This is a genomic window from Gemmatimonadota bacterium, from assembly GCA_026706845.1.
In the GTDB taxonomy this organism is placed as follows: domain Bacteria; phylum Latescibacterota; class UBA2968; order UBA2968; family UBA2968; genus VXRD01.
Genome location: JAPOXY010000057.1, coordinates 1 through 18,696 on the forward strand (window position 1 = coordinate 1; position 18,696 = coordinate 18,696).

Genomic DNA, 18,696 nt, shown 5'->3' on the forward strand with positions numbered 1-18,696 from the left:
ATCAGCGATGTGATGGCATTGAGTTCGATGCCGGGCAAGAGGCCGATAAACACGGGAATAATAATGATGATGTTGAGGGGCGCCATAATGCTCTGCGCTTCTTTGAAAGATTTGGCAAAGATGGAGACGGACATTAAGGCGGCGGCAAAAAAGATGGTTAAGGGCAGACACAGAGAAAGGACCAGGAGGATGGATGATATTTCGAACATGCCCTGTAGCGCGTCGAGGATTCTTGCGACAATTTCTCGTTGTAACATAACGGCGATAAAAAAACCGATAAAACTATTGGCGATTGACGCAAATCCCGATAGGACAATTACACCACATTTGCCCAGCAAGATCTGAATTTTGCTGACGGGAGCAACGAGTAGTGTTTCGAGGGTGGCGCGTTCTTTTTCTCCTGCGCCCAGATCAAGGGCTGGATACATACATCCCATAAAACACATTATGACAAAAATATAGGGCAGAAAACCTCCCACGCTTTTTCCGATTCTTTCCCGTTGAGAAGCAATATCGTGGCGTCTGACCTGCACGGGATCCACAATTGTGCGGTCGAGGGCAAGCCGTTGGAATCGGTCATTGATGATCTGGTTTTCGTAGTCTCGAATCAGACTTGTCAGGCGATTGCGAGATGCGTCCATATCTCTGGAGGATTTGAAATAGAGATGGATCTGGCCGCGCTGTAAGTCGGCGATTTGGGCATCGAATTGCTCGTCAACGCGAATGGCTGCATCTATGCTGTCGGAGCGGATGAGCTGAGGGATTATGTCTTCTGTTATGTCTTCTCGTATTTTCAGGTCGTCGCGGTTGAGAAGGGTTTCGCGGAATGCCTCTGCATTGCCATTTGTGATCAGGGCAACTACAAGTGTTTTGGTTCTGACTTTTTGGGCCTGACGAGTAGTAAAGACAGCCGCAATTGTAAATAACAGCGGGAATAACAGCATTGGTATGATGAACATCATCATCATCGAACGCCGGTCGCGCGTGATGTCCTTAAATTCTTTTTTGAAGATGGTGAAGATCGTTTTCATGGGGACCTCTTATAGCAAATCTATGCCTGTTCAACGATGCGGATAAATTCGTCTTCCAGCGTGGGGGTTTGCATCTGGTTGTGAAAGTCTTTTAGTGTGCCGTTAAACTGCAATTGGCCTTTGTGAATGATGGCGAGGTCGTCGCTGAGCAGGCTGACTTCACCCATGCGGTGTGTGGAAAAGATGACGGTTTTTCCCGCGTTTCGACAGTCGCGGATGAGATGTACGATATTGCGCGAGGTGACGACGTCGAGACCGTCGGTGGGTTCGTCGAATACAATGACATCGGGGTCGTGTATGATCGTGCGTACAATGGAGACTTTTTGTTTCATGCCCGTGGAGAGTTTGCCAATGCGGCGGTTTGCAAAGGCTTCCATGTCGAGGAGGGCAAAGAGGTGGTCGCGCCGCGTGTTGTAATCGGCACTGGTCATGCCGTGCAGGTCGGCAAAGTAGCGCACCATTTCATTGGGCGTCAGGCGATCGTACAATCCCGTGTTGCCGGTGAGAAAGCCGAGGTTTTCGCGTACGGCTTGACTTTGTGTTACAGTGTCGTATTCCGCGACAGATATGCTGCCCGAAGTGGGTTTGAGCATGGTGGCAATCATGCGCAATGCGGTGGTTTTTCCCGCGCCATTGGGACCCAATAGCGCGAAGACGCGACCGGGCTGACAGGTGAAACTGATGTCGCATACTGCGTCGATGGTGTTGCCCTGAAAACCATCTCCCATTTCGCGTTTTTGCTGCCGCGATAATTTGAAAGTTTTGACAATATTTTTTGCGATAACCATAATGCACTCCGCGATTGCGGGTTGAATAGCGTATAGTCAGAAATCTCCCATTACTTTTTCATATTAGTGATAGAGTTACCCAATTTTGTTTCAAAATGCAAGAGGACATTTTTATATTGGGTTTTTTGTTTAAAACAGAAGCCTGCATCTATTCGTCCGTGAACTACAGGTATGGATTAGGAGTCATTGGGGGTGTTGAGCGTGGCGAGGTGTGTGGAGATTGAAGAGAGATTGCGTTGGGAATATAGATCCTTAGAAATACATTTATACAGAGTGCAAACTACTGATTCGGTCCAATGTTCTCTTTAAACTTGCAGATACAGAAGCAGCGCGTTCTAAATCCCAATGATCTCGTACAAATTCGGTAAAACGCGCATTAAATCCAGTGCCTACTTTTGCGGTTGTCGCGCTAGGTACCGGAACCAGTTCTCGTCTTAATTTTCCCTTTCTACTTCTTCGTGCAAGCGAAACGAGAAACTCTTTGGGTTTTTCTATATTGTCGGTGTTGTATGGAATGCGATTGAGTGGTATTGATAGAAATTTTGCGATGCCCCTGCGATCCGCCATAATCCAGGATTCGATTTCCATGACTGCAACGCGAAAGAAAAATCCAGAATTTAGAGGTGCTCCAATCCAGGACTGAATGAGCTTTGGCGGGCAATTTTGAGGAGAATCTAAATCTGTCAACAAAAAGACATTATAAAACCCTCTGGCTGCACGGTTGAGGTTACGGGCATTTTCTTTTAAGTAAGAATTGCCTTTATTTCCGATTCTTTGTACGATTTCGAGGTCAAAGTATTCGAGAATTTTAGTCGAAACTGCATCGCTGAGTGTATCCTCAACAGCGAGGATTACTTTGTTTGATCTCATTCTAAAAAGCTCAACTGTTCGGCATGTTCAGGTCTGGTTCTTGGAAGCACGGCTTCACCAACTGTAAAACCAGCTTCGAGGAGCGTCTGTACTTCATCAATATCAGAGACTATTTTAATCGCTGTTCCTTCCCGTGCTGGTGTAAGCAACAAAACTTCTCCGCCATCAATGCCTTTTTCTGTAAGCAATGCATCGCTATGTGTACTCACAAATACCTGGGGGCGTCTGCTTCTTTGCATCCTGGAAATAAACGGTGCGAGTTGAGAGACAATGCCCGCATTTAATGACAACTCTGGCTCTTCCAATAAGAGTACGGAGTCACTCTCGAGAAGAGACCATAATAAGCCCAGGAGACGAAGCGTTCCATCGGAAAATTGATCTTCGCGTTGTAAGCCCGCATTCGGGCGCCAGTGGGAATAAAGGGCTTGTAAATGAGGTCTTCCCGTGTTTGCTTCGCGAATAAATTCCAATTGCTCAAGTTGGGGCACGGCAATTTTTAGGGCTTGTTCAATTTTTTGCAACCGGGAACGGCGCGTTCTCTCAGGGACTGTAGCAATTCTTTCCAAAAATCCTTGCCCAAAGGGGTCATCTTCAACAACTCTGCCCTGAATCGAATCGGCAAACCGCAAAAGTTGAGGAACCAGATGTAAATAGGTAATGTCTCGCAAGAAAAGCACAATCTCTCGAAAGTCTGCATTGACATTGATCTGCTCAAGAAAGGTTTGTGTAAGTCGCTGTGGGTCCCCTTCGTCGTCTGCATCTGGCCTATCAAGAATCTGTTGATCACCTTTCCACACGCGTTCATAAGTGAGAAAAGGCTGGCGATAACCTCGAGGTTCCTGCCTAATTCCTATCGCATATCGCCAGGTTTCGGGGGATTCTGCATTGTCTGCAAGGTGAATTTCGATTGCAATTTCCGGATCTTGTCGCGCCGCCAGGCTGCGGATTTTAGATACACCTCCGCGGTCTTTGACCGCTTTCTGCAATCCGCCGCCTTCTGCTTTTACAATATCTCGAAGAAAGCGAAAAACATCGAGAAGATTAGACTTACCGGACGCATTTGCACCTACGACAAACTGACGCTCGCGCAATGGAACATCGAATTCTCGAAAATTGCGCCAGTTTTTTACAATAAGACGTTTGATCATCATAACAATAACTCCCATGAAAATCTAAATGGCTCATCCATGGAAACATGATCTTTAGCAGTAGAAATAACAGCATTAATAAACTTATTCGAGATGGGTGTGTTGGGCAAGCATTTTGTAAGTGCGATGCGCGCGGTATCAGATATAGTGTGTTCAATTTTAATAATGGCATATATTCCCTGTAAGCAAATCTATAAGGTGAAAATATGGACCAACGCGTTCTAAACAGCCCTGTTGAGGTTGCAGATCGCATTGAGAGTCTGGATGTGTTGCGCGGCTTTGCTGTGCTTGGTATCCTGGTCATGAACATCCAGTCATTTGCAATGCCTGGGGCGGCGTACCTGAACCCGACGGCTTACGGCGATCTCAATGGTATCAACTTTTTTACCTGGCTGGTTAGCTACCTGCTCGTTGATCAGAAGTTTATGTCAATCTTTTCAATGCTCTTTGGTGCTGGGGTCTGCCTATTTGCCGATCGCGCCGAGGCTCGCAGTGGTCGCTCCGCTGGCTTGCACTACCGCCGCACATTCTATCTGCTCGTCTTCGGCCTTGTGCATGCCTATTTTTTGTGGTCGGGCGATATATTGGTTGCCTACGCGCTTTGCGGCTCCGTCCTCTTTCTTTTTAGGAATCGTTCGCCGCGGACGCTGGTGGTCATTGGCCTCGTTGTTTTTGCAGTGGCGAGTGTGCTGTCCATTGGAATAGGTCTGACAACAGAGTTTATTCCCGAAAAAGATGTGGCTGATATCACCGCGACGTGGGCACCAGATGCGGCCAAAATTGATGCGGAGTTGCTCGCTTATCGTAGCGGCTGGTTCGCACAGCAGGCACAACGGACTAGCGATACACTGGGAATGCACACGACGGTCCTGCCAATTGAAGTGTTTTGGCAATCCGCAGGTATCATGCTGCTGGGCATGGCCCTCTACCGTTGGCACATCCTGAGTACGGCCCGCAATGACCGATTCTACTGCTGCCTCGCGCTCATCGGGTTCGGTGTGGGCGTGCCGATTGTTGCTGCTGGAGCCTGGTGGAATTTTGCGGCCGGATGGAACTGGGAGCGTTCGATGTTCCTTGGGTCGCAGTTCAACTACTGGGGTAGCCTCTCTATGGCATTTGGATACGTGGGTATTGTGATGTTGGCGGTTCGGCGCGGATGGTTCTCTGCGTTACAGATGCGCCTGGCAGCAGCCGGGCGAATGGCGTTTACCAATTATATCGCACAAACGCTGATCTGCACGACTATTTTTTATGGGCATGGATTCGGGCTTTTCGGGCGGGTTGCACGCTGGCAACAGGCCATAGTTGTCATCGTTGTATGGGGCCTCCAACTCTGGTGGTCGCCGTTGCTGATGAGACGTTTTCGATATGGCCCGTTGGAATGGAGTTGGCGGGCACTGACCTACTGGCGGGTCCCGGGACGATAGCGCGAATTTTGTTTCACACGATTCAAAGGAGAAGATATGGATAAACTCAAACTCGCTCTGATTGGTTGTGGCGGTATGGGGACGCGCCATTTGTATGGGTTGCGCGAACTGGCGAAGACGCCATTTAATAATATTGAATTGTGCGCTTTGTGCGATCTCAATCGAGACAATGCAGAAATGGCTGCGAGAGAGGCCGAGCAGTTGCTCGGTTCAAAACCTCCCGTATTTACGTCCATAGAAGAGATGGTGCAGGCGATTCCCGATTTGATGGCGGTCGATGTGGTCACTGATCCGTCGGTGCATCACACGGTGGTGTGTGAGGCTCTGGATCTGGGGTTGCATGTGCTGGTTGAAAAACCTATGGCTATTTCTGTCAAAGCATGCCATGCTATGAATGAGGCGGCGGAGCGCAACGGGCGAAAACTGTCGGTTGCTGAAAATTATCGGCGCGATCCTTCGGCAAGGCTGACGCGCCATTTGTTGGATACCGGGCGGATCGGAACGCCTTATATGGCGACGCTCCACGCCTTGCGCGGCGGCAATGAAATTTTTATTACGCCCTGGCGGCATTTAAAAGACCGCGGGGGACCCTTGATCGATATGGGGGTACACTATGCGGATCTGATTCGGTATCAACTCGGCGATGTGGTCGAGGTGTATGGCGATACGCGCCTGGTGGAGCCAGTGCGCAAAAAACAACAGTCTATCGGTGATCGGTATGAATTTTATCAGCAGCGTTTTCTCGCGATGCCCGATGAAGTGCCCGCTACGGCAGAAGATACGTCAATGGCGATGATGAAGATGGAAAGCGGCGTGATGGTGAGTTTTATTATGGGCATTGGGGGGCACGGCGCATGCCGCAGTCAGTTGATTTTAGGCGATAAAGGGTGTTTGCAGAGCTACGGGAGTCGCGGGAGTCAGGCGATATGGCAATCGGCAGATGGCGAGGTGAGAGATCAGAATGCGATTTTAGATGCTGTTGACGATTTTGAATTGCATCCTCTCTTAGATCATTTTTTTCCCACGAAAAACAGTGTGGGCGACCAGGCAGTGGATTGGAAATTGATCGCTTATGAACAATACGAACTCGCCTGTGCTGTTCTGAATGATGAACCGATTGAGGTCGATGGTATTGAGGGAATGAAGGATGTTGCGGCGATTTATGCGATTTGCGAGTCTGCTCGCGCAGGTCGCACTGTGACGGCAGCAGAGATCGAAAGCGGAGAGTTGTATGAATATCAGGCGGAGATCGATGCGGCGTTGAACATCAACACTTAAAATGGAGGAAAGACAGATGGTGATTCGCAATTGGCAAGATGCCACGCCCACAGTGGGCCATGAAACGGCGTTGATCTGGTCGATTTTCAGGCAGAAGGGGTCTGCTGGTTTGAGCGAGGAAGAAGCACCGATGTTGGCGGCGTCGGGATTTACCCTGCATATGATGCAGAGCCGCAAGGCGGGCGATTATCACATGCACGATGACAAAGAACAGATTTATTATTTTACGCGCGGTCATGGCAAGATGAAGATCGATGACGAGATTTATCCCGTTGAGCCAGGCGATGCCGTGCATTTACCGCCTTATACGTATCACCAGTTGATCAATGACAGCGACGATTGGATTGAACACATCCTGGTGACTGTGCCGGTGGGTTAAGGGTAAAGGACGTATTTTAATCCCTCTTGTCGCTCTGCGCCATCAAATGCCTGTTCCCAATTTTCGAGTGGCAGCCTGTGGGATATGTATGCCGAGGGATCTATTGTTTTGTCGATGACCATTTCGAGGGCGCGTTGCCAACTGGGCCAGTTCTGGGCAATAGAACTGTTTATGGAGAGCTGTTTGTAGATGATTTTGCCCCAGTTCACTTCAACGGGGTGTTCGATCAGTGCTACCTGTGTGAATGTGCCGAGGGGACGCACAGCGTCGAGGCATTGATTGATGGAGGCGGCAGCACCAGCACATTCGATGACAATATCGGCGCCGTCGCTGTTGAGCGAGCGGACACATTCGGATATATTTTCGCGCGTGACATCCACGGTGTGTTCTGCACTTTTAGCCATAGCGAGGCGATGGGCGTCGCGGTCTGTTCCGCAGACTATAACGCGCCCGCCTGCGAGTCTGGCGAGGTCGGCACACATCAGACCAATGGGACCGGGACCCGAAACGAGTACCAGGTCGCCGGGTACGATTTTTGCGTGAAAAAGAACGGCTTTGATGCAGCAGGCGAGGGGTTCAACAAGCGCGGCGGTGTCATAGGAGACAGATTCGGGAAGCGGGAAGGCGAGGTTTTGGGGGATGACGCAGTATTCGGCAAATCCGCCGTCGCGCATGCTGCCAACGGATTTGCGCTGGGGGCAAAAGAAAAATTCGCTGGCCCGACAATAGCGACAGTACCCACACGCGCCATTTGCCGTGGGAAGGACTGTGATGCGATCGCCTATTTTGATGCGGGTAACATTGGCGCCGACTTTGACGACTTCACCCGAAAGTTCATGGCAAAGTGTGACAGGTGGGCGAGAGCCATAACCGCCGTGGCGGATGTGGAGATCGGTGCCGCAGAGTCCACCGAGCTGAACGGCGATTTTAATGTCGTCGGGGTGTTCGATATCCGGTTCTGGAATGTCGCATAAGGCGATGTGTCCAGGGCCGGGTTTTAGTTTGCGTACAGCGCGCATGGTATTTGTTCAGTATAGAGAATGTGTATTTTTTCGTTTACTTTGCTATTATGCACAATCTTTACATGGTAGGCAATCACTGTTTGTGTGGAGGAGACATCGGATGCGGTGCAAGGGCGACTTCTCTATACCCGCTCCACCCAGATCGGAGACGACCAGCCCATCTCGGCATCGGTCTGAATTACGCGGATGTAGTAATAGGCATTCGCCTCAAGTGCTGTGGTGTCCAGCCACTGCAAGCGATAGATATCCTGTCTATCCCGGTGGGGGGGCGTTCCAGTCTCAACGACCTTCCCGTTCTGCACGACCTCAACGCGATCAATCGCGTCTGTACCCCGGACGTAGGCATAGATTTCTCTCGGTACCTCGCCCCTCTCGACCTCCAGAATGCTCCCCATAGGCTGATCGTTGAGTGTGAAGTCCAGGATAATGCGAGCACCCGTAGTGCCGTAACAGCGACGGCTTTTGAGCGCATCGAACAGCGCCTCCCGTGTTAACTCGGGCGCCCAGACCGCTGCAAGTCCCCCTGGAAAAGGCGTATGGGCCTGTCGGTCGTGCTGATAGCTCCGTCCCGGCATGCCCACATGGTTGTCGCTGCTGGCGATCATACCCAGTCGGTAACCCCGTCTCAGTGCCTCCCATGCCCCAGCCCCCGGCGTCATCCCCTTGTCCCACCGGTCCATTGAGGGATTTTCAGATTGTCCCCAGCACGAATAGATCTCCATCAAAGGCTCCAGGTCCGGATCGTGAAGTGACCAATCCGTCCACGTCTTGACGTGATGCGGGATCAGCATCACATCCTTCCGTCCCCGATAGTACTCGTACAGAAAATCGGGCATATAGCTGAACGTCCCGGCATCCTGAGGCGGCTCAACCGCAACGTCCCGAAAATACACATTCCGATGGCCCACTGGAGAGCCGGCCTCATAGGACTTGAACGTCACAAATTCTCCCGGTCTGTAATACTCGATAGCCTTCTGCTGGAGAAGCTCCCAGCCCACGCCTGTAATCGCGCCCTGATCGGTAATGGCCACAAAATCGAGCAGCGACACATCCCGGGCGTACTGATACACATCGTCCGGCGTGCCGCAGGAAATGCCCTTGGACCAGCCCGGTTGGCGGGCGTCCTTTTTTTGCGAGTGCATCACGTGATATTCGCTCTGAGCGTGCAGATCCCCCCAGAAAAGCTGCAAATTTTTCTCATCCGAGTGAATGCACGGATTGGAAGTCCCCCATATCTGTTCTCCCTCCGAATCGGTCAGCGTCACGCCCTCAAAAACGGCTCCCGAATTTTCCAGTTCCACTTTAACCGGCTGCAATCCGGAAAATTGGATATTATCCACCTGGCGCCAGCGCGCGTCGCGCAGGACCAGGGACCTGGGCGGATCGTCCTTCGGACGGCAGTGACAGGCATCTGTCAGGGCAATCCGCACCGGGGGTACGGGCCCTGTAATCACTGATGGGACTACTACGTTGGCCCGTGCAGGAGCGCCTGACACCACGTCCAGTTCAACCGGCGCCCCTCTGGGGCGCACCCAATTCCCATCGCCCGGATCCACATATACCGAAATCGTTAGTTCTTCTTCCGGAAAGGTTTGAATCCGTACACCGCGTCTCACAAATCGGGGGTCACCGTAAGTCAACACAATCTGGTCTCCTCCGGCCAGAGGCCCATCCTCTACCGTCGCCGTGATCCACCATCGCCAATACGCCTCCGCCGGGTCTTCATCGGGAATCAACATGCGCTCCATCGTTTCCAGGTGCAGCACAGCGTCCCCCTGGGTGACCACCTCTGCTGTCGTGTTGACCGAATGAAAGGGGGCGTACTTTCGATCTTTTCCCCGCACCAATTCGTCCCAGTATCGGAGTTGGGGCACCACAACAGGCTCCCACCCGGTATTGGGCATCCCAACACGCAACCGCGCACCTTCAGCCAGGCCGTCCACGCCTGTTGTAAGCGTTAATGTCAAGGTCACATATGAGCCGGTGACAAAGGGTCCCTCTGGTGAAAGCGTCACTTGACCAGTCGCGTCGTCCTGAGAAAAAATCATACCCATCACCTCGTTCAAGTCCGGCTATCGATCGCTCATTGATTGACGATCTCAACGGATATTACCTGTTATGGATAAATCACATATTGAGATAGGGCATCTTCATCCATCTCAATCCCCAGCCCCGACCCTTCGGGCAGGTGGAAATGGCCCTCCTCACACACGATAGGCCGTTTCAAAAACTGGTTGGAAAGACCGAGCATCAGCGGTTGATACTCCTGGAAAATCAAATTTGGAATGGCCAATGCCACATGGATTGAAGCCGCGATACTGGGCGGCAGACAGATCCCTGCATGCAGCGCAATGGGGATATTGAACGTCTCGGCCAGATCGGCAATTTTCCTGGTTTCCGTAATTCCGCAACGCCCCACATCGGGCTGTGCGATATCCAGCCCCCGCGCCTGAAACCAGTTGAGAAATTGGTACCGCGTTGTCTCGGTCTCTCCGGCTGCAACGAACATATCCAGTTCCCGAGCAATCTCCGCGTGGCCTTCAATATCCTCCGGGCTGGTCGGCGTTTCAAACCAGAACACCCCCAGCCGCTCCAGGTGCCGTCCCAATTGCAGGGCCGTCGGTGTGTCATAATTCCACAGTGCATCTACCATCAGCCGGACATTCGGCCCCACCGCATCTCGAATTCCCTCAACGTGTTTTAAATCTCTTTCAATTCCGAAGCCCAAAAACATCTTGAGTGCCCGGAAACCGTCCGATATATGCCCGCGTGCCGTCTCTGCCATTTCCTCAATTGAGTTTCCCCGCACCCCCGAAACATAAACCGGTACTCGATCCCGAAAAGCCCCGCCGAGAAGTTCTACTACCGGCGCACCCAGCTTCTGCCCCTGGATATCCCACAGGGCGGAATCTACCGCTGCAAGGCCGTGTACCATAAACCCGGAGTAGTGTCCCCGCAGGTTCATCGCGTGATACATCTCGTGTTTCAATACTCCCCACTCGGCCGGGTCTCTTCCGATCAGAATCGGCCTTAGCACCTTGTCGATTACCATCGCCGTCACCTCCGGGCCGATTGGTGCCTGTCCCTCTCCCCACCCCACAATGCCACAGTCGGTCTCCACTTTGACCAGCGTCGTCTCGGTCTGGCGGGAATAGAGTCCGCGCCATCCCGGCTGCACATCGTAGGTCCGCTCCTTCGCCTGCTCTTCTTCCACTCCCTTTCCGCCAAAGGTATCTTCCCGGGGAATTTTAATCGCCATCGGCTTGATATCGGTAATTTTCATCTTTTTATCCCTTATGGGCCTGTCTGTTCAGTCACAGTCCAAACCTGGTTGACGGGTATATTTTTCAGTACCTGTACCGTTCCGCTGGGCCACCGAATCATCAGGGTATCCACTGTTGAACGACTGCCCAACCCGAAGTGAACCCGGAGATCGTTCTGAGAGAGATAGCTGGATCCGCTCCGCACCTCCTTCACCTGCCTCAACCTCCCGGAGACCACCCTTACTTTGGCGCCAATTCCATCCCGGTTGCTCACCGTCCCCACAGTTCGGACTGTCAGATAGTTGTTCTGATTTCCCCCGTCGTTGCGCAGCAGGTCCGCCCGCTCGTTGGAGTTGAGGACAAACAGATCGACATCCCCGTCGTTGTCATAATCCCCGAACGCCGTCCCCCGACTGGCTTTCACAAGGCGCATCCCATCTCCGGATTTCAGGGAAGCGTCGGCGAACGTCCCATCCCCGTTATTGCAAAAAAGGAGATTACGCTGTGGATAAGAGGTTGATCCGTCCAGCTTTTCGATGTTGTCCTGCACGTGACCGTTGGCCGCGAAGAGGTCGCTGTACCCGTCGTTGTTATAATCGAAAAAACCGACTCCCCATCCGAGGTAAGGCCGGGTGACCCTGCCTGTACCGGAGGCAAATGACACATCGATGAATGTTCCATCCCCGTTGTTGCGGTAGAGGGTATAAGTCTCATGCTGGAAATTGGTGACAATCAGATCCATCCATCCGTCGTTGTCGTAATCGCCGGCAGCCACGCCCATGCCTCCCTCCTCCTGGCCGTTCTCGTTGTAACCGACCCCGGAGATCAATCCCACATCGGTGAATGTCCCGTCTCCGTTGTTCCGATAGAGGAAATTTCCAACCATATCGTTGGCCACATACAGATCGAGATCTCCATCGTCGTCGTAGTCTGTGACGACTACACCCAGGCTTTTCCCTTCGGTATTGGCTACACCCGCCGCATCGGCTACATCGGTGAATGTCCCATCCCCGTTGTTCCGATAGAGTCGGTCGGGCGCACCATTGAAGTTGTGCGGATGGGGATATGTCTTCAGGTCCGAGGCACCGGCGCCCTGATAATCGACGATATAGGGGATCAGATCAATTCGCGGATCGTCCAATGAGTAATCGAGGTAGTTGGCCACATAGAGGTCCAGATCCCCGTCGTTATCGTAGTCCAGAAACGAGCACCCCGATCCCCAGTGGCTGTCGCCCACGGCGGCGCGCTCCGTCACATCGGTGAATGTTCCATCCCCGTTGTTTCGATAGAGGATGTTGGAACCGTAATTGGTCACATAGAGGTCTAGATCCCCGTCGTTGTCATAGTCGCCGGTGGCGCATCCCGTTCCGTATCCCGTGTCGCCCACGGCGGCGCGCTCCGTCACATCGGTGAATGTTCCATCCCCATTGTTCCGATAAAGCCTGTTCGTCGGCGTCTCATTTCCTACAAACTCCGGAAGTGGGGCACCATTGACAGCATACAGGTCCAGGTCGCCATCGCCATCGCAGTCAAAAAAAGCGCAGCCTGCCCCCATCGTCTCTACAAAGTACTTTTGCCCACTCCCTCCGTGGACGTGGTGGAATTCGACCCCCGCCTGAACCGTGATATCCACAAATCGAACGCCCTGTGCATCGCCTGGATCCCGTTTTGGGCTACAAGTCAGGCCAAATAACGCGACGAGAATCATGAAACGGGTTGTCCACACTCGCGCTGATTGAAACCAGAACATCCTGAACGATCCTTTCTATCCACCTTGCAGGTCCCAACACATCCGTAACGCCACCTTTAGGGCGTTTTGCGTGCGATCTCTTCTGCCTCTTCCAAATTTCTTTTCGTTTCGGGATCGGTCGGGTCGATCGCAAGCGCCGCCTTCCAGGCCGCCACTGCTTCCAGCAATCGCCCTTGCGCTGCATAGATGACCCCGAGGTTGTTATGGGCTTTCAACAGATGGGGATCCAGCGCAATCGCCCGTTGATATTCGGCCATCGCCTTATCCAGCACCCCCTGCTTCTGATGTACTGCACCCAACTCAACATGTGCTGGCGCAAACTCGGCGTTCAGCGCAATCGCCCGTTGAAACGCCGTTTCGGCCTCCCGATATTTGTCCTGCTGTGCATAGACCAGGCCCAGATTGTGATGTGCATCTACTGAAACCGAGTCCAGCCCGATCGCCTTCTGAAATGCTGTTTCGGCCTCCCGATACATGCCTTGCTGTGCATAGACCAGGCCCAGATTGTGATGTGCATCTACCGAAACTGAGTCCAGCGCAATCGCCCGTTGAAACGTCCTGGCAGCCCGCTCAAACCTTTCGTAGCGCGCGTGGATCACTCCCAACTCAACGTAAACAGAGGGATCATTGGGACTTTGTCGAAGGACGGTTTCCGCCTGTTCTACCTCTTCCATATACGCATACAGCCGTTTGAATATCTCCAACTCCCGCTCTCCCTCGTCGGTTTTTCCCTGTCTCATGTAGGCCATACCCAAACCGTAGTGGGACTTCGCGTGTTCCGGATCGATCTCCAGAGTTCGTTCGTACGCCTGAATGGCCTCCGAATACTTGCGCTGTTTTGAATAAGCATTTCCCAGCGCGTAGTGGGCATCTCGATAGTCTGGATCGCGCTGTATCGCCTTTTTGTATTCCGCTATGGCCCGGGCATACTCCTTTCCCTCCATGTAGATTTCTCCCAGATTGTAATATACCTGGGTCAGATCCGGGTTGATCGCGACCACCTTTTCATAGGCCCGAATTGCCTCCGTGTACTCGCCCTGCTGTGCAAGAACCCGGCCGAGGTTATAGGAGGCCTCCACAAAATCTGGCCTCAGACCGATCACCTTGCGGAAGGCCTCCACCGCCTCATCATATTTGCCATGGGATGTGTGAACAAGGCCCAAACCAAAGTAGGGCATCGGAGAATCCGGATCTAATTCGACTGCTTTTTGGAAGACCTCCATTGCCTTGTCGCGGTCGCCTTGGTTTAAGTGAACCATCCCTAAATGATACCTTATCTCCCCCCTGGACATGCCCTTCTCCTTTTCGGGATACGGCCAGAGGTAGATGATAAGCCCGATCAACAGGAGGAGTACAGCGTATATCCAACCTTTTTTCCATTTTTTTAAGCTGGCATTCACAATTCCTCTCCTTCCGTCACCGTGAGGACCTGATTTACCTGGAGATTCTCAAATCGTTGAACCACACCGCTCGGCCATCGAATCTCCAGAAGGTCCACGCGCTTGTTGGACCCCAACCCGAACTCCAGCGGAAGGCTATTCGTAGATCCGAAGCCGCATCCCCCGCTGACCTCTGCGTACAATAACAGCGACCCCGCACGCACGGTCACCGCCGCCCCAATTCCATCCCGGTTGCTCTGAGTTCCAACCGTTTTAACCACCAGCCAGGTGTTGGAATTCCCTTCGTTGCGATATAAGCGATTCACCCATTGATCCCCTATGAACGCCCCCCCAACAGGGACGTAAATATCCAAATCACCGTCACCATCATAATCTGCAAGGGTCACACCATGCCCCTTTCCGACCTGTTCGACTACGGCGGTAGCCGCGGTCACATCCGTAAAGGTCCCATCCCCGTTGTTGCGGTAAAGGGCATCGGGTTCTAACCGCCCCATCTCCGGGCCCCCGTTGGCCAGATAGAGGTCCTGATATCCATCCTGGTCAATATCGCCAAAGTTGGCCCCCATCGACCCGAAGGCCTTGTTCAGCCCCGCCTGGATAGTCACATCCGCAAAGGTTCCATCCCCGTTATTGCGGTAGAGCACAGGCGTGCTATAATAAGCGTCCGGACCTGTTTCTCCGTCAACCTGACTCTGGATATAATCGGTGAAATCGGCCATAGATGAAAAGAAAAGATCGAGATCCGCATCGTTGTCATAGTCCAAAAAAAACGTCACAAATCCCTTCCGTCTTGAGGCGACTCCGGCTCGCTCGCTCACATCTGTAAAGGTCCCATCCCCATTGTTGTGATAAAGGACATTGGGCTCCGTATGATTGACGACATACAGATCCAGGTAACCATCTTTATCGTAATCTCCAAAGGCTGTCCCGATAGCTGATCGGGTGTCTGCAACACCTGCTTGAGCGGCAACATTGGTGAAACTGCCGTCGCCATTGTTGTGATAGAGCACGTTGGGTGACGCATCTCCGACCACACCGTTGGCGATGTAAAGGTCGAGAGCCCCGTCATTGTTGTAATCCCCCCAGGCAGCGCCAAAGCTCGACCCGGAATCTCCTGCGCCAGCACTCGCCGTCACATCGGTGAAGGTTCCATCCCCATTGTTCCGATAGAGCGAATTCGACTTCTTACCAAACCAGCCGTCCCGAGTTACGTAGAGATCCAGGTCCCCGTCGTTATCGTAGTCGGCAAACAGAGACGCGAAACCGCCCGGCATATCGGCCAATCCCGCCTGGACAGCCACATCAGTGAAGTTGCCATCTCCGTTGTTTCGATAGAGAGCCTGAGGCGCATAATGTCCCAGGGCGAAAATATCCAGGTCCCCATCGTTGTCATAGTCTCCCCAGGCACTGCCTCGTCCGCCATCCACCTTCGCGACTCCCACCCGGGAAGCGATATCGGTAAACAGAGGGAGAGAAACTCCGAAATCCTCGTGGAAAAGCCTGAGTCTATATCTCTCCTCCAAATCCTCTGGATATCCGCCTTCCCGATCGTAGGCGAGTTTAAGGGCCCATTTGGCCTCCAGGCTGCCCGGCCTGATTTTAAGGGCCTCTTTCAAAGCGGGAATAGCCTTGCGGTAATCCTGGCTTCGGAGATGGGCAACCCCGAGTTGATATTGGGCTTCAAAATGTTGGGGATAATGCGGGGTAATTGATGCGAAGCGCTCTGCGGCTTTAGAAAATTGACCGAGTCTGAGTTCGACGATACCCAGCTGAAAGGAAGCGCCTACATGATCGGGATTCACTTCCAGCACCTTCTCAAATTGCCTCTTGGCCTCCTCCAGGTTGGGAAGCATCCCTCCCGCGATCCCCAGGAGGTAGCCAACCTTCATCCGTGCATCCGCAGGGATACCGTCTGGATCGGTCAAAAGCACCTGCTGGATCTCCTGTCGGGAGTCGAAGAACCGCCCCTCAGTCGCCAGAACCTCCGCAAGCACAAGACGGGCTTCGACCCGATCCGGCTCGATCTTGATTGCCTGGTGGAGCACATCGGCCGCTCGCCCCAACATCGGCTGCCGCAGATATATCTCTGCCAGCCGCACGCGGGCATCGTAGTGGGAGGCGTCGAGTTCCAGACAGCGCCGGAATGCCTGGACCGCCTGCTTGTGCTGGCTCTGATCCATAGATTTGACTCCGCGCCGATAATGCGCCTCGACCTCTTCCTGATCCGAAGTTAGAGCCCAGACCGGAACCGCGATCAGCAACAACAAGAAAACCCGCATTTCCATCCTCCATCTCTATTCAGGTTGAAACAGATTTCAGCCATCCCTTCCGTTCGAAATCAGGGCTACTCCCGTCTCCTTGTCGAAAAAGTGCATTTCGGTCAGATTGAACGCCAGGTGAACCGTTTCACCGACTGCCGGAATCCAATCCGTATAGATACGGGCGACAAACCGCGCATCTTCCGCCCTCAGGTAGAGATAGGTCTCGTTTCCCATCGGTTCTACCACCTCAACGCTGGCGCGGACCTCCCCTCGTTCCCGGGGTCCGTAGGGTGCAGACGCCTCGATAATATGTTCCGGCCTGATGCCCAGTACCAGATCCCGGCCGATATAGGCTTGCAGGCAACCGACACATCGCTCTGGAATGGGGAAGCAGATGGCACCGCTGGAAAAGGCCACACCCTCGTTTCGAATCAGCCTGCCCTCCAGAAAATTCATCGATGGGCTGCCGATAAAACCGGCCACAAACCGGTTGACCGGATGCCGATAGAGATCGATAGGGGAACCAATCTGCTGGATTCGTCCCTCTCGCATTGCTACAATCCGGTCCCCCATCGTCATCGCCTCGACCTGATCGTGGGTGACATAGATCATCGTCGCGTCCAGATGCATATGCAGCTTGCTGATCTCTGTGCGCATCTGGACGCGCAGCCCGGCATCCAGGTTCGACAGCGGCTCGTCGAACAGAAAGACCTTCGGTTTCCGAACGATAGCCCGCCCTACCGCCACGCGCTGTCGCTGTCCACCCGACAGCGCCTTCGGCTTCCGGCCAAGCAGGTCGCCGATTCCCAGAATATCTGCCGCCTCCCGTACCCGGGCGTCGATCTCCTCCTTCCGGTATTTCCGCAGCTTCAACCCGAAGGCCATATTCTGGTAAACGGTCATGTGGGGGTAGAGGGCGTAATTCTGGAAGACCATAGCAATATCCCGATCTTTGGGCAGGAGATTGTTTGCCAGGACCCCCCCGATATAGATCTCTCCTCTGGTCACCTCTTCCAGGCCGGCGATCATCCGGAGGATTGTCGACTTCCCGCATCCGGATGGACCTACCAGGACCACAAACTCTCCATCTTCCACCTGGAGATCGACATCCTCCACTGCCACTACTGCTTTGTCGAACACCTTTCGCACACGCTTCAGAGTCACGCTCGCCATCGCTACCTCTTCTTTTCGGTAACACGCATCTCTCTCCTGAGTTTCCGTCCGCCATCCGCTGGCTGTCATTCACCTTTGAGCGAACCGACCATCAGGCCGGAAACAAAATAGCGCAGACCACTGAGGTACAAAAGAAGCATCGGAAAAACGGCTACGAGCAATCCCGCCATCGTCACCGGCACATTGACGCCGAATCGATCCCGAAAAACAGTGATCCCCACCATAAGCGTGCGCATATCGTCGGCCTGCAGGAGCACCAGGGAGATGAGCAACTCATTCCAGACCCACAGCGCGTTGACGACGGCCAGGGTGGCGATCGCCGGAAGAGACAGCGGCAGCACGAATTTGCGCAACAGCAACCCGTGCGAACACCCATCGATCAGGGCTGCGTCGAATATCCCCTGGGGCAACCGGCTGAAGAAGCCAGTCAAAAAAAACGTGGTATAGGGCAACATAAACCCGCAATACACCGCAATGGCCGCCGGATAGGTGTTCACCAGGCCGACCTTCACCATAAAGACAAACAGCGGCACGATCATGGCGATGACCGGAACGGCCATCAGCGCCGAGGTCAGCCGGAAGAGCACGTGCCGACCCGTGAAAGGGATCCGGGCGAAGGCATAAGCTGCAAAGCACGAGATACCGAGCGTCAAACCGACCGACGCGATTGTGAGAACAGCGCTGTTCAAAATCCACCGCGCAAATTTCGACTGGCCAAAGACAACGGCAAAATTGTCCAGCACAGGCGAAGAGGGCAATCCCACCGGATCCTGGAAAAACGCCATCTGCTCTTTAAGAGCAGAAACCACCATAAAGTAGAGGGGGACGAGGGCCACGATGCACAGCCCGAGAAGAACAAAGTGGCACACGGCCGACCGAAAAAATCTTTGGACCATCGCGAGCATC

The 18,696-nt window shown here is 53.2% G+C and carries 15 protein-coding genes; 3 read left to right on the forward strand and 12 right to left on the reverse strand.

From position 1 onward, the window contains the following. The 4 genes from OXG87_05450 to OXG87_05465 form a co-directional block, all read right to left on the reverse strand. On the reverse strand, positions 1-1,031 hold a 1,031-nt coding region (locus tag OXG87_05450; protein ID MCY3868983.1), incomplete at its 3' end, for an ABC transporter permease. A gap of 20 nt (positions 1,032-1,051) precedes the next feature. Beyond that, positions 1,052-1,819 carry an ATP-binding cassette domain-containing protein gene (locus OXG87_05455; GenBank protein ID MCY3868984.1) on the reverse strand — a complete coding sequence of 256 codons (768 nt, stop codon included), beginning with the start codon at positions 1,817-1,819 and terminating at the stop codon, positions 1,052-1,054. A 264-nt stretch (positions 1,820-2,083) separates the two neighbouring features. Then, positions 2,084-2,689, reverse strand: coding sequence for a hypothetical protein (locus OXG87_05460; protein ID MCY3868985.1), 606 nt, complete (start codon positions 2,687-2,689; stop codon positions 2,084-2,086). Next, positions 2,686-3,840 (reverse strand): AAA family ATPase, encoded by a 1,155-nt coding sequence (locus OXG87_05465; GenBank protein ID MCY3868986.1) that lies wholly within the window; start codon positions 3,838-3,840, stop codon positions 2,686-2,688. The genes OXG87_05460 and OXG87_05465 overlap by 4 nt, the downstream gene beginning before the upstream one ends. Positions 3,841-4,043: 203 nt before the next feature. Between OXG87_05465 and OXG87_05470 the strand changes: the two genes are divergently transcribed. The 3 genes from OXG87_05470 to OXG87_05480 are packed head-to-tail and all read left to right on the forward strand — an operon-like array spanning position 4,044 to position 6,921. Then, positions 4,044-5,264: a DUF418 domain-containing protein gene (locus tag OXG87_05470; protein MCY3868987.1), complete on the forward strand. Its 1,221-nt coding sequence runs from the start codon at positions 4,044-4,046 to the stop codon at positions 5,262-5,264. Positions 5,265-5,300: 36 nt separating this feature from the next. Beyond that, complete coding sequence (locus OXG87_05475; protein MCY3868988.1) at positions 5,301-6,542, forward strand: Gfo/Idh/MocA family oxidoreductase; 1,242 nt, start codon at positions 5,301-5,303, stop codon at positions 6,540-6,542. A gap of 16 nt (positions 6,543-6,558) precedes the next feature. Further along, the gene (locus tag OXG87_05480; GenBank protein ID MCY3868989.1) at positions 6,559-6,921 is read left to right on the forward strand and encodes a cupin domain-containing protein; all 363 of its coding nucleotides are present in this window, start codon (positions 6,559-6,561) and stop codon (positions 6,919-6,921) included. On the opposite strand, the gene OXG87_05485 is transcribed toward OXG87_05480, so the two are convergent. From OXG87_05485 to OXG87_05520, 8 genes are all read right to left on the reverse strand, one after another. Continuing rightward, positions 6,918-7,940, reverse strand: a complete 1,023-nt coding sequence (locus tag OXG87_05485; GenBank protein MCY3868990.1) for an alcohol dehydrogenase catalytic domain-containing protein — start codon at positions 7,938-7,940, stop codon at positions 6,918-6,920. The two genes, OXG87_05480 and OXG87_05485, sit on opposite strands and share 4 nt — an antisense overlap. 125 nt (positions 7,941-8,065) lie before the next feature. Beyond that, a complete protein-coding gene (locus OXG87_05490) occupies positions 8,066-9,991 on the reverse strand; it encodes a CehA/McbA family metallohydrolase (GenBank protein ID MCY3868991.1) in 1,926 nt (641 codons plus the stop codon). Positions 9,992-10,059: 68 nt separating this feature from the next. Continuing rightward, complete coding sequence (locus OXG87_05495; GenBank protein ID MCY3868992.1) at positions 10,060-11,226, reverse strand: mandelate racemase/muconate lactonizing enzyme family protein; 1,167 nt, start codon at positions 11,224-11,226, stop codon at positions 10,060-10,062. A gap of 11 nt (positions 11,227-11,237) precedes the next feature. After that, positions 11,238-12,956: a CRTAC1 family protein gene (locus OXG87_05500; GenBank protein MCY3868993.1), complete on the reverse strand. Its 1,719-nt coding sequence runs from the start codon at positions 12,954-12,956 to the stop codon at positions 11,238-11,240. Positions 12,957-13,012: 56 nt separating this feature from the next. Then, on the reverse strand, positions 13,013-14,356 hold the full coding sequence (locus tag OXG87_05505) for a tetratricopeptide repeat protein (protein ID MCY3868994.1): 1,344 nt from the start codon (positions 14,354-14,356) through the stop codon (positions 13,013-13,015). Next, complete coding sequence (locus OXG87_05510) at positions 14,353-16,635, reverse strand: FG-GAP-like repeat-containing protein (protein ID MCY3868995.1); 2,283 nt, start codon at positions 16,633-16,635, stop codon at positions 14,353-14,355. The genes OXG87_05505 and OXG87_05510 overlap by 4 nt, the downstream gene beginning before the upstream one ends. A 36-nt stretch (positions 16,636-16,671) precedes the next feature. Further along, on the reverse strand, positions 16,672-17,790 hold the full coding sequence (ugpC, locus tag OXG87_05515) for a sn-glycerol-3-phosphate ABC transporter ATP-binding protein UgpC (protein ID MCY3868996.1): 1,119 nt from the start codon (positions 17,788-17,790) through the stop codon (positions 16,672-16,674). Between the two features lie 65 nt (positions 17,791-17,855). After that, complete coding sequence (locus OXG87_05520) at positions 17,856-18,695, reverse strand: carbohydrate ABC transporter permease (protein MCY3868997.1); 840 nt, start codon at positions 18,693-18,695, stop codon at positions 17,856-17,858. Position 18,696 lies beyond the last annotated feature (1 nt).

Coding starts and splice junctions, on each gene's coding strand:
- ugpC (MCY3868996.1), bottom strand. CDS start 17,790: ATGGCGAGCGTGACTCTGAAGCGTGTGCGAAAGGTGTTCGACAAAGCA.
- OXG87_05470 (MCY3868987.1), top strand. CDS start 4,044: ATGGACCAACGCGTTCTAAACAGCCCTGTTGAGGTTGCAGATCGCATT.
- OXG87_05520 (MCY3868997.1), bottom strand. CDS start 18,695: ATGCTCGCGATGGTCCAAAGATTTTTTCGGTCGGCCGTGTGCCACTTT.
- OXG87_05460 (MCY3868985.1), bottom strand. CDS start 2,689: ATGAGATCAAACAAAGTAATCCTCGCTGTTGAGGATACACTCAGCGAT.
- OXG87_05500 (MCY3868993.1), bottom strand. CDS start 12,956: ATGTTCTGGTTTCAATCAGCGCGAGTGTGGACAACCCGTTTCATGATT.
- OXG87_05475 (MCY3868988.1), top strand. CDS start 5,301: ATGGATAAACTCAAACTCGCTCTGATTGGTTGTGGCGGTATGGGGACG.
- OXG87_05480 (MCY3868989.1), top strand. CDS start 6,559: ATGGTGATTCGCAATTGGCAAGATGCCACGCCCACAGTGGGCCATGAA.
- OXG87_05485 (MCY3868990.1), bottom strand. CDS start 7,940: ATGCGCGCTGTACGCAAACTAAAACCCGGCCCTGGACACATCGCCTTA.
- OXG87_05455 (MCY3868984.1), bottom strand. CDS start 1,819: ATGGTTATCGCAAAAAATATTGTCAAAACTTTCAAATTATCGCGGCAG.
- OXG87_05490 (MCY3868991.1), bottom strand. CDS start 9,991: ATGATTTTTTCTCAGGACGACGCGACTGGTCAAGTGACGCTTTCACCA.
- OXG87_05465 (MCY3868986.1), bottom strand. CDS start 3,840: ATGATGATCAAACGTCTTATTGTAAAAAACTGGCGCAATTTTCGAGAA.
- OXG87_05510 (MCY3868995.1), bottom strand. CDS start 16,635: ATGCGGGTTTTCTTGTTGTTGCTGATCGCGGTTCCGGTCTGGGCTCTA.
- OXG87_05495 (MCY3868992.1), bottom strand. CDS start 11,226: ATGAAAATTACCGATATCAAGCCGATGGCGATTAAAATTCCCCGGGAA.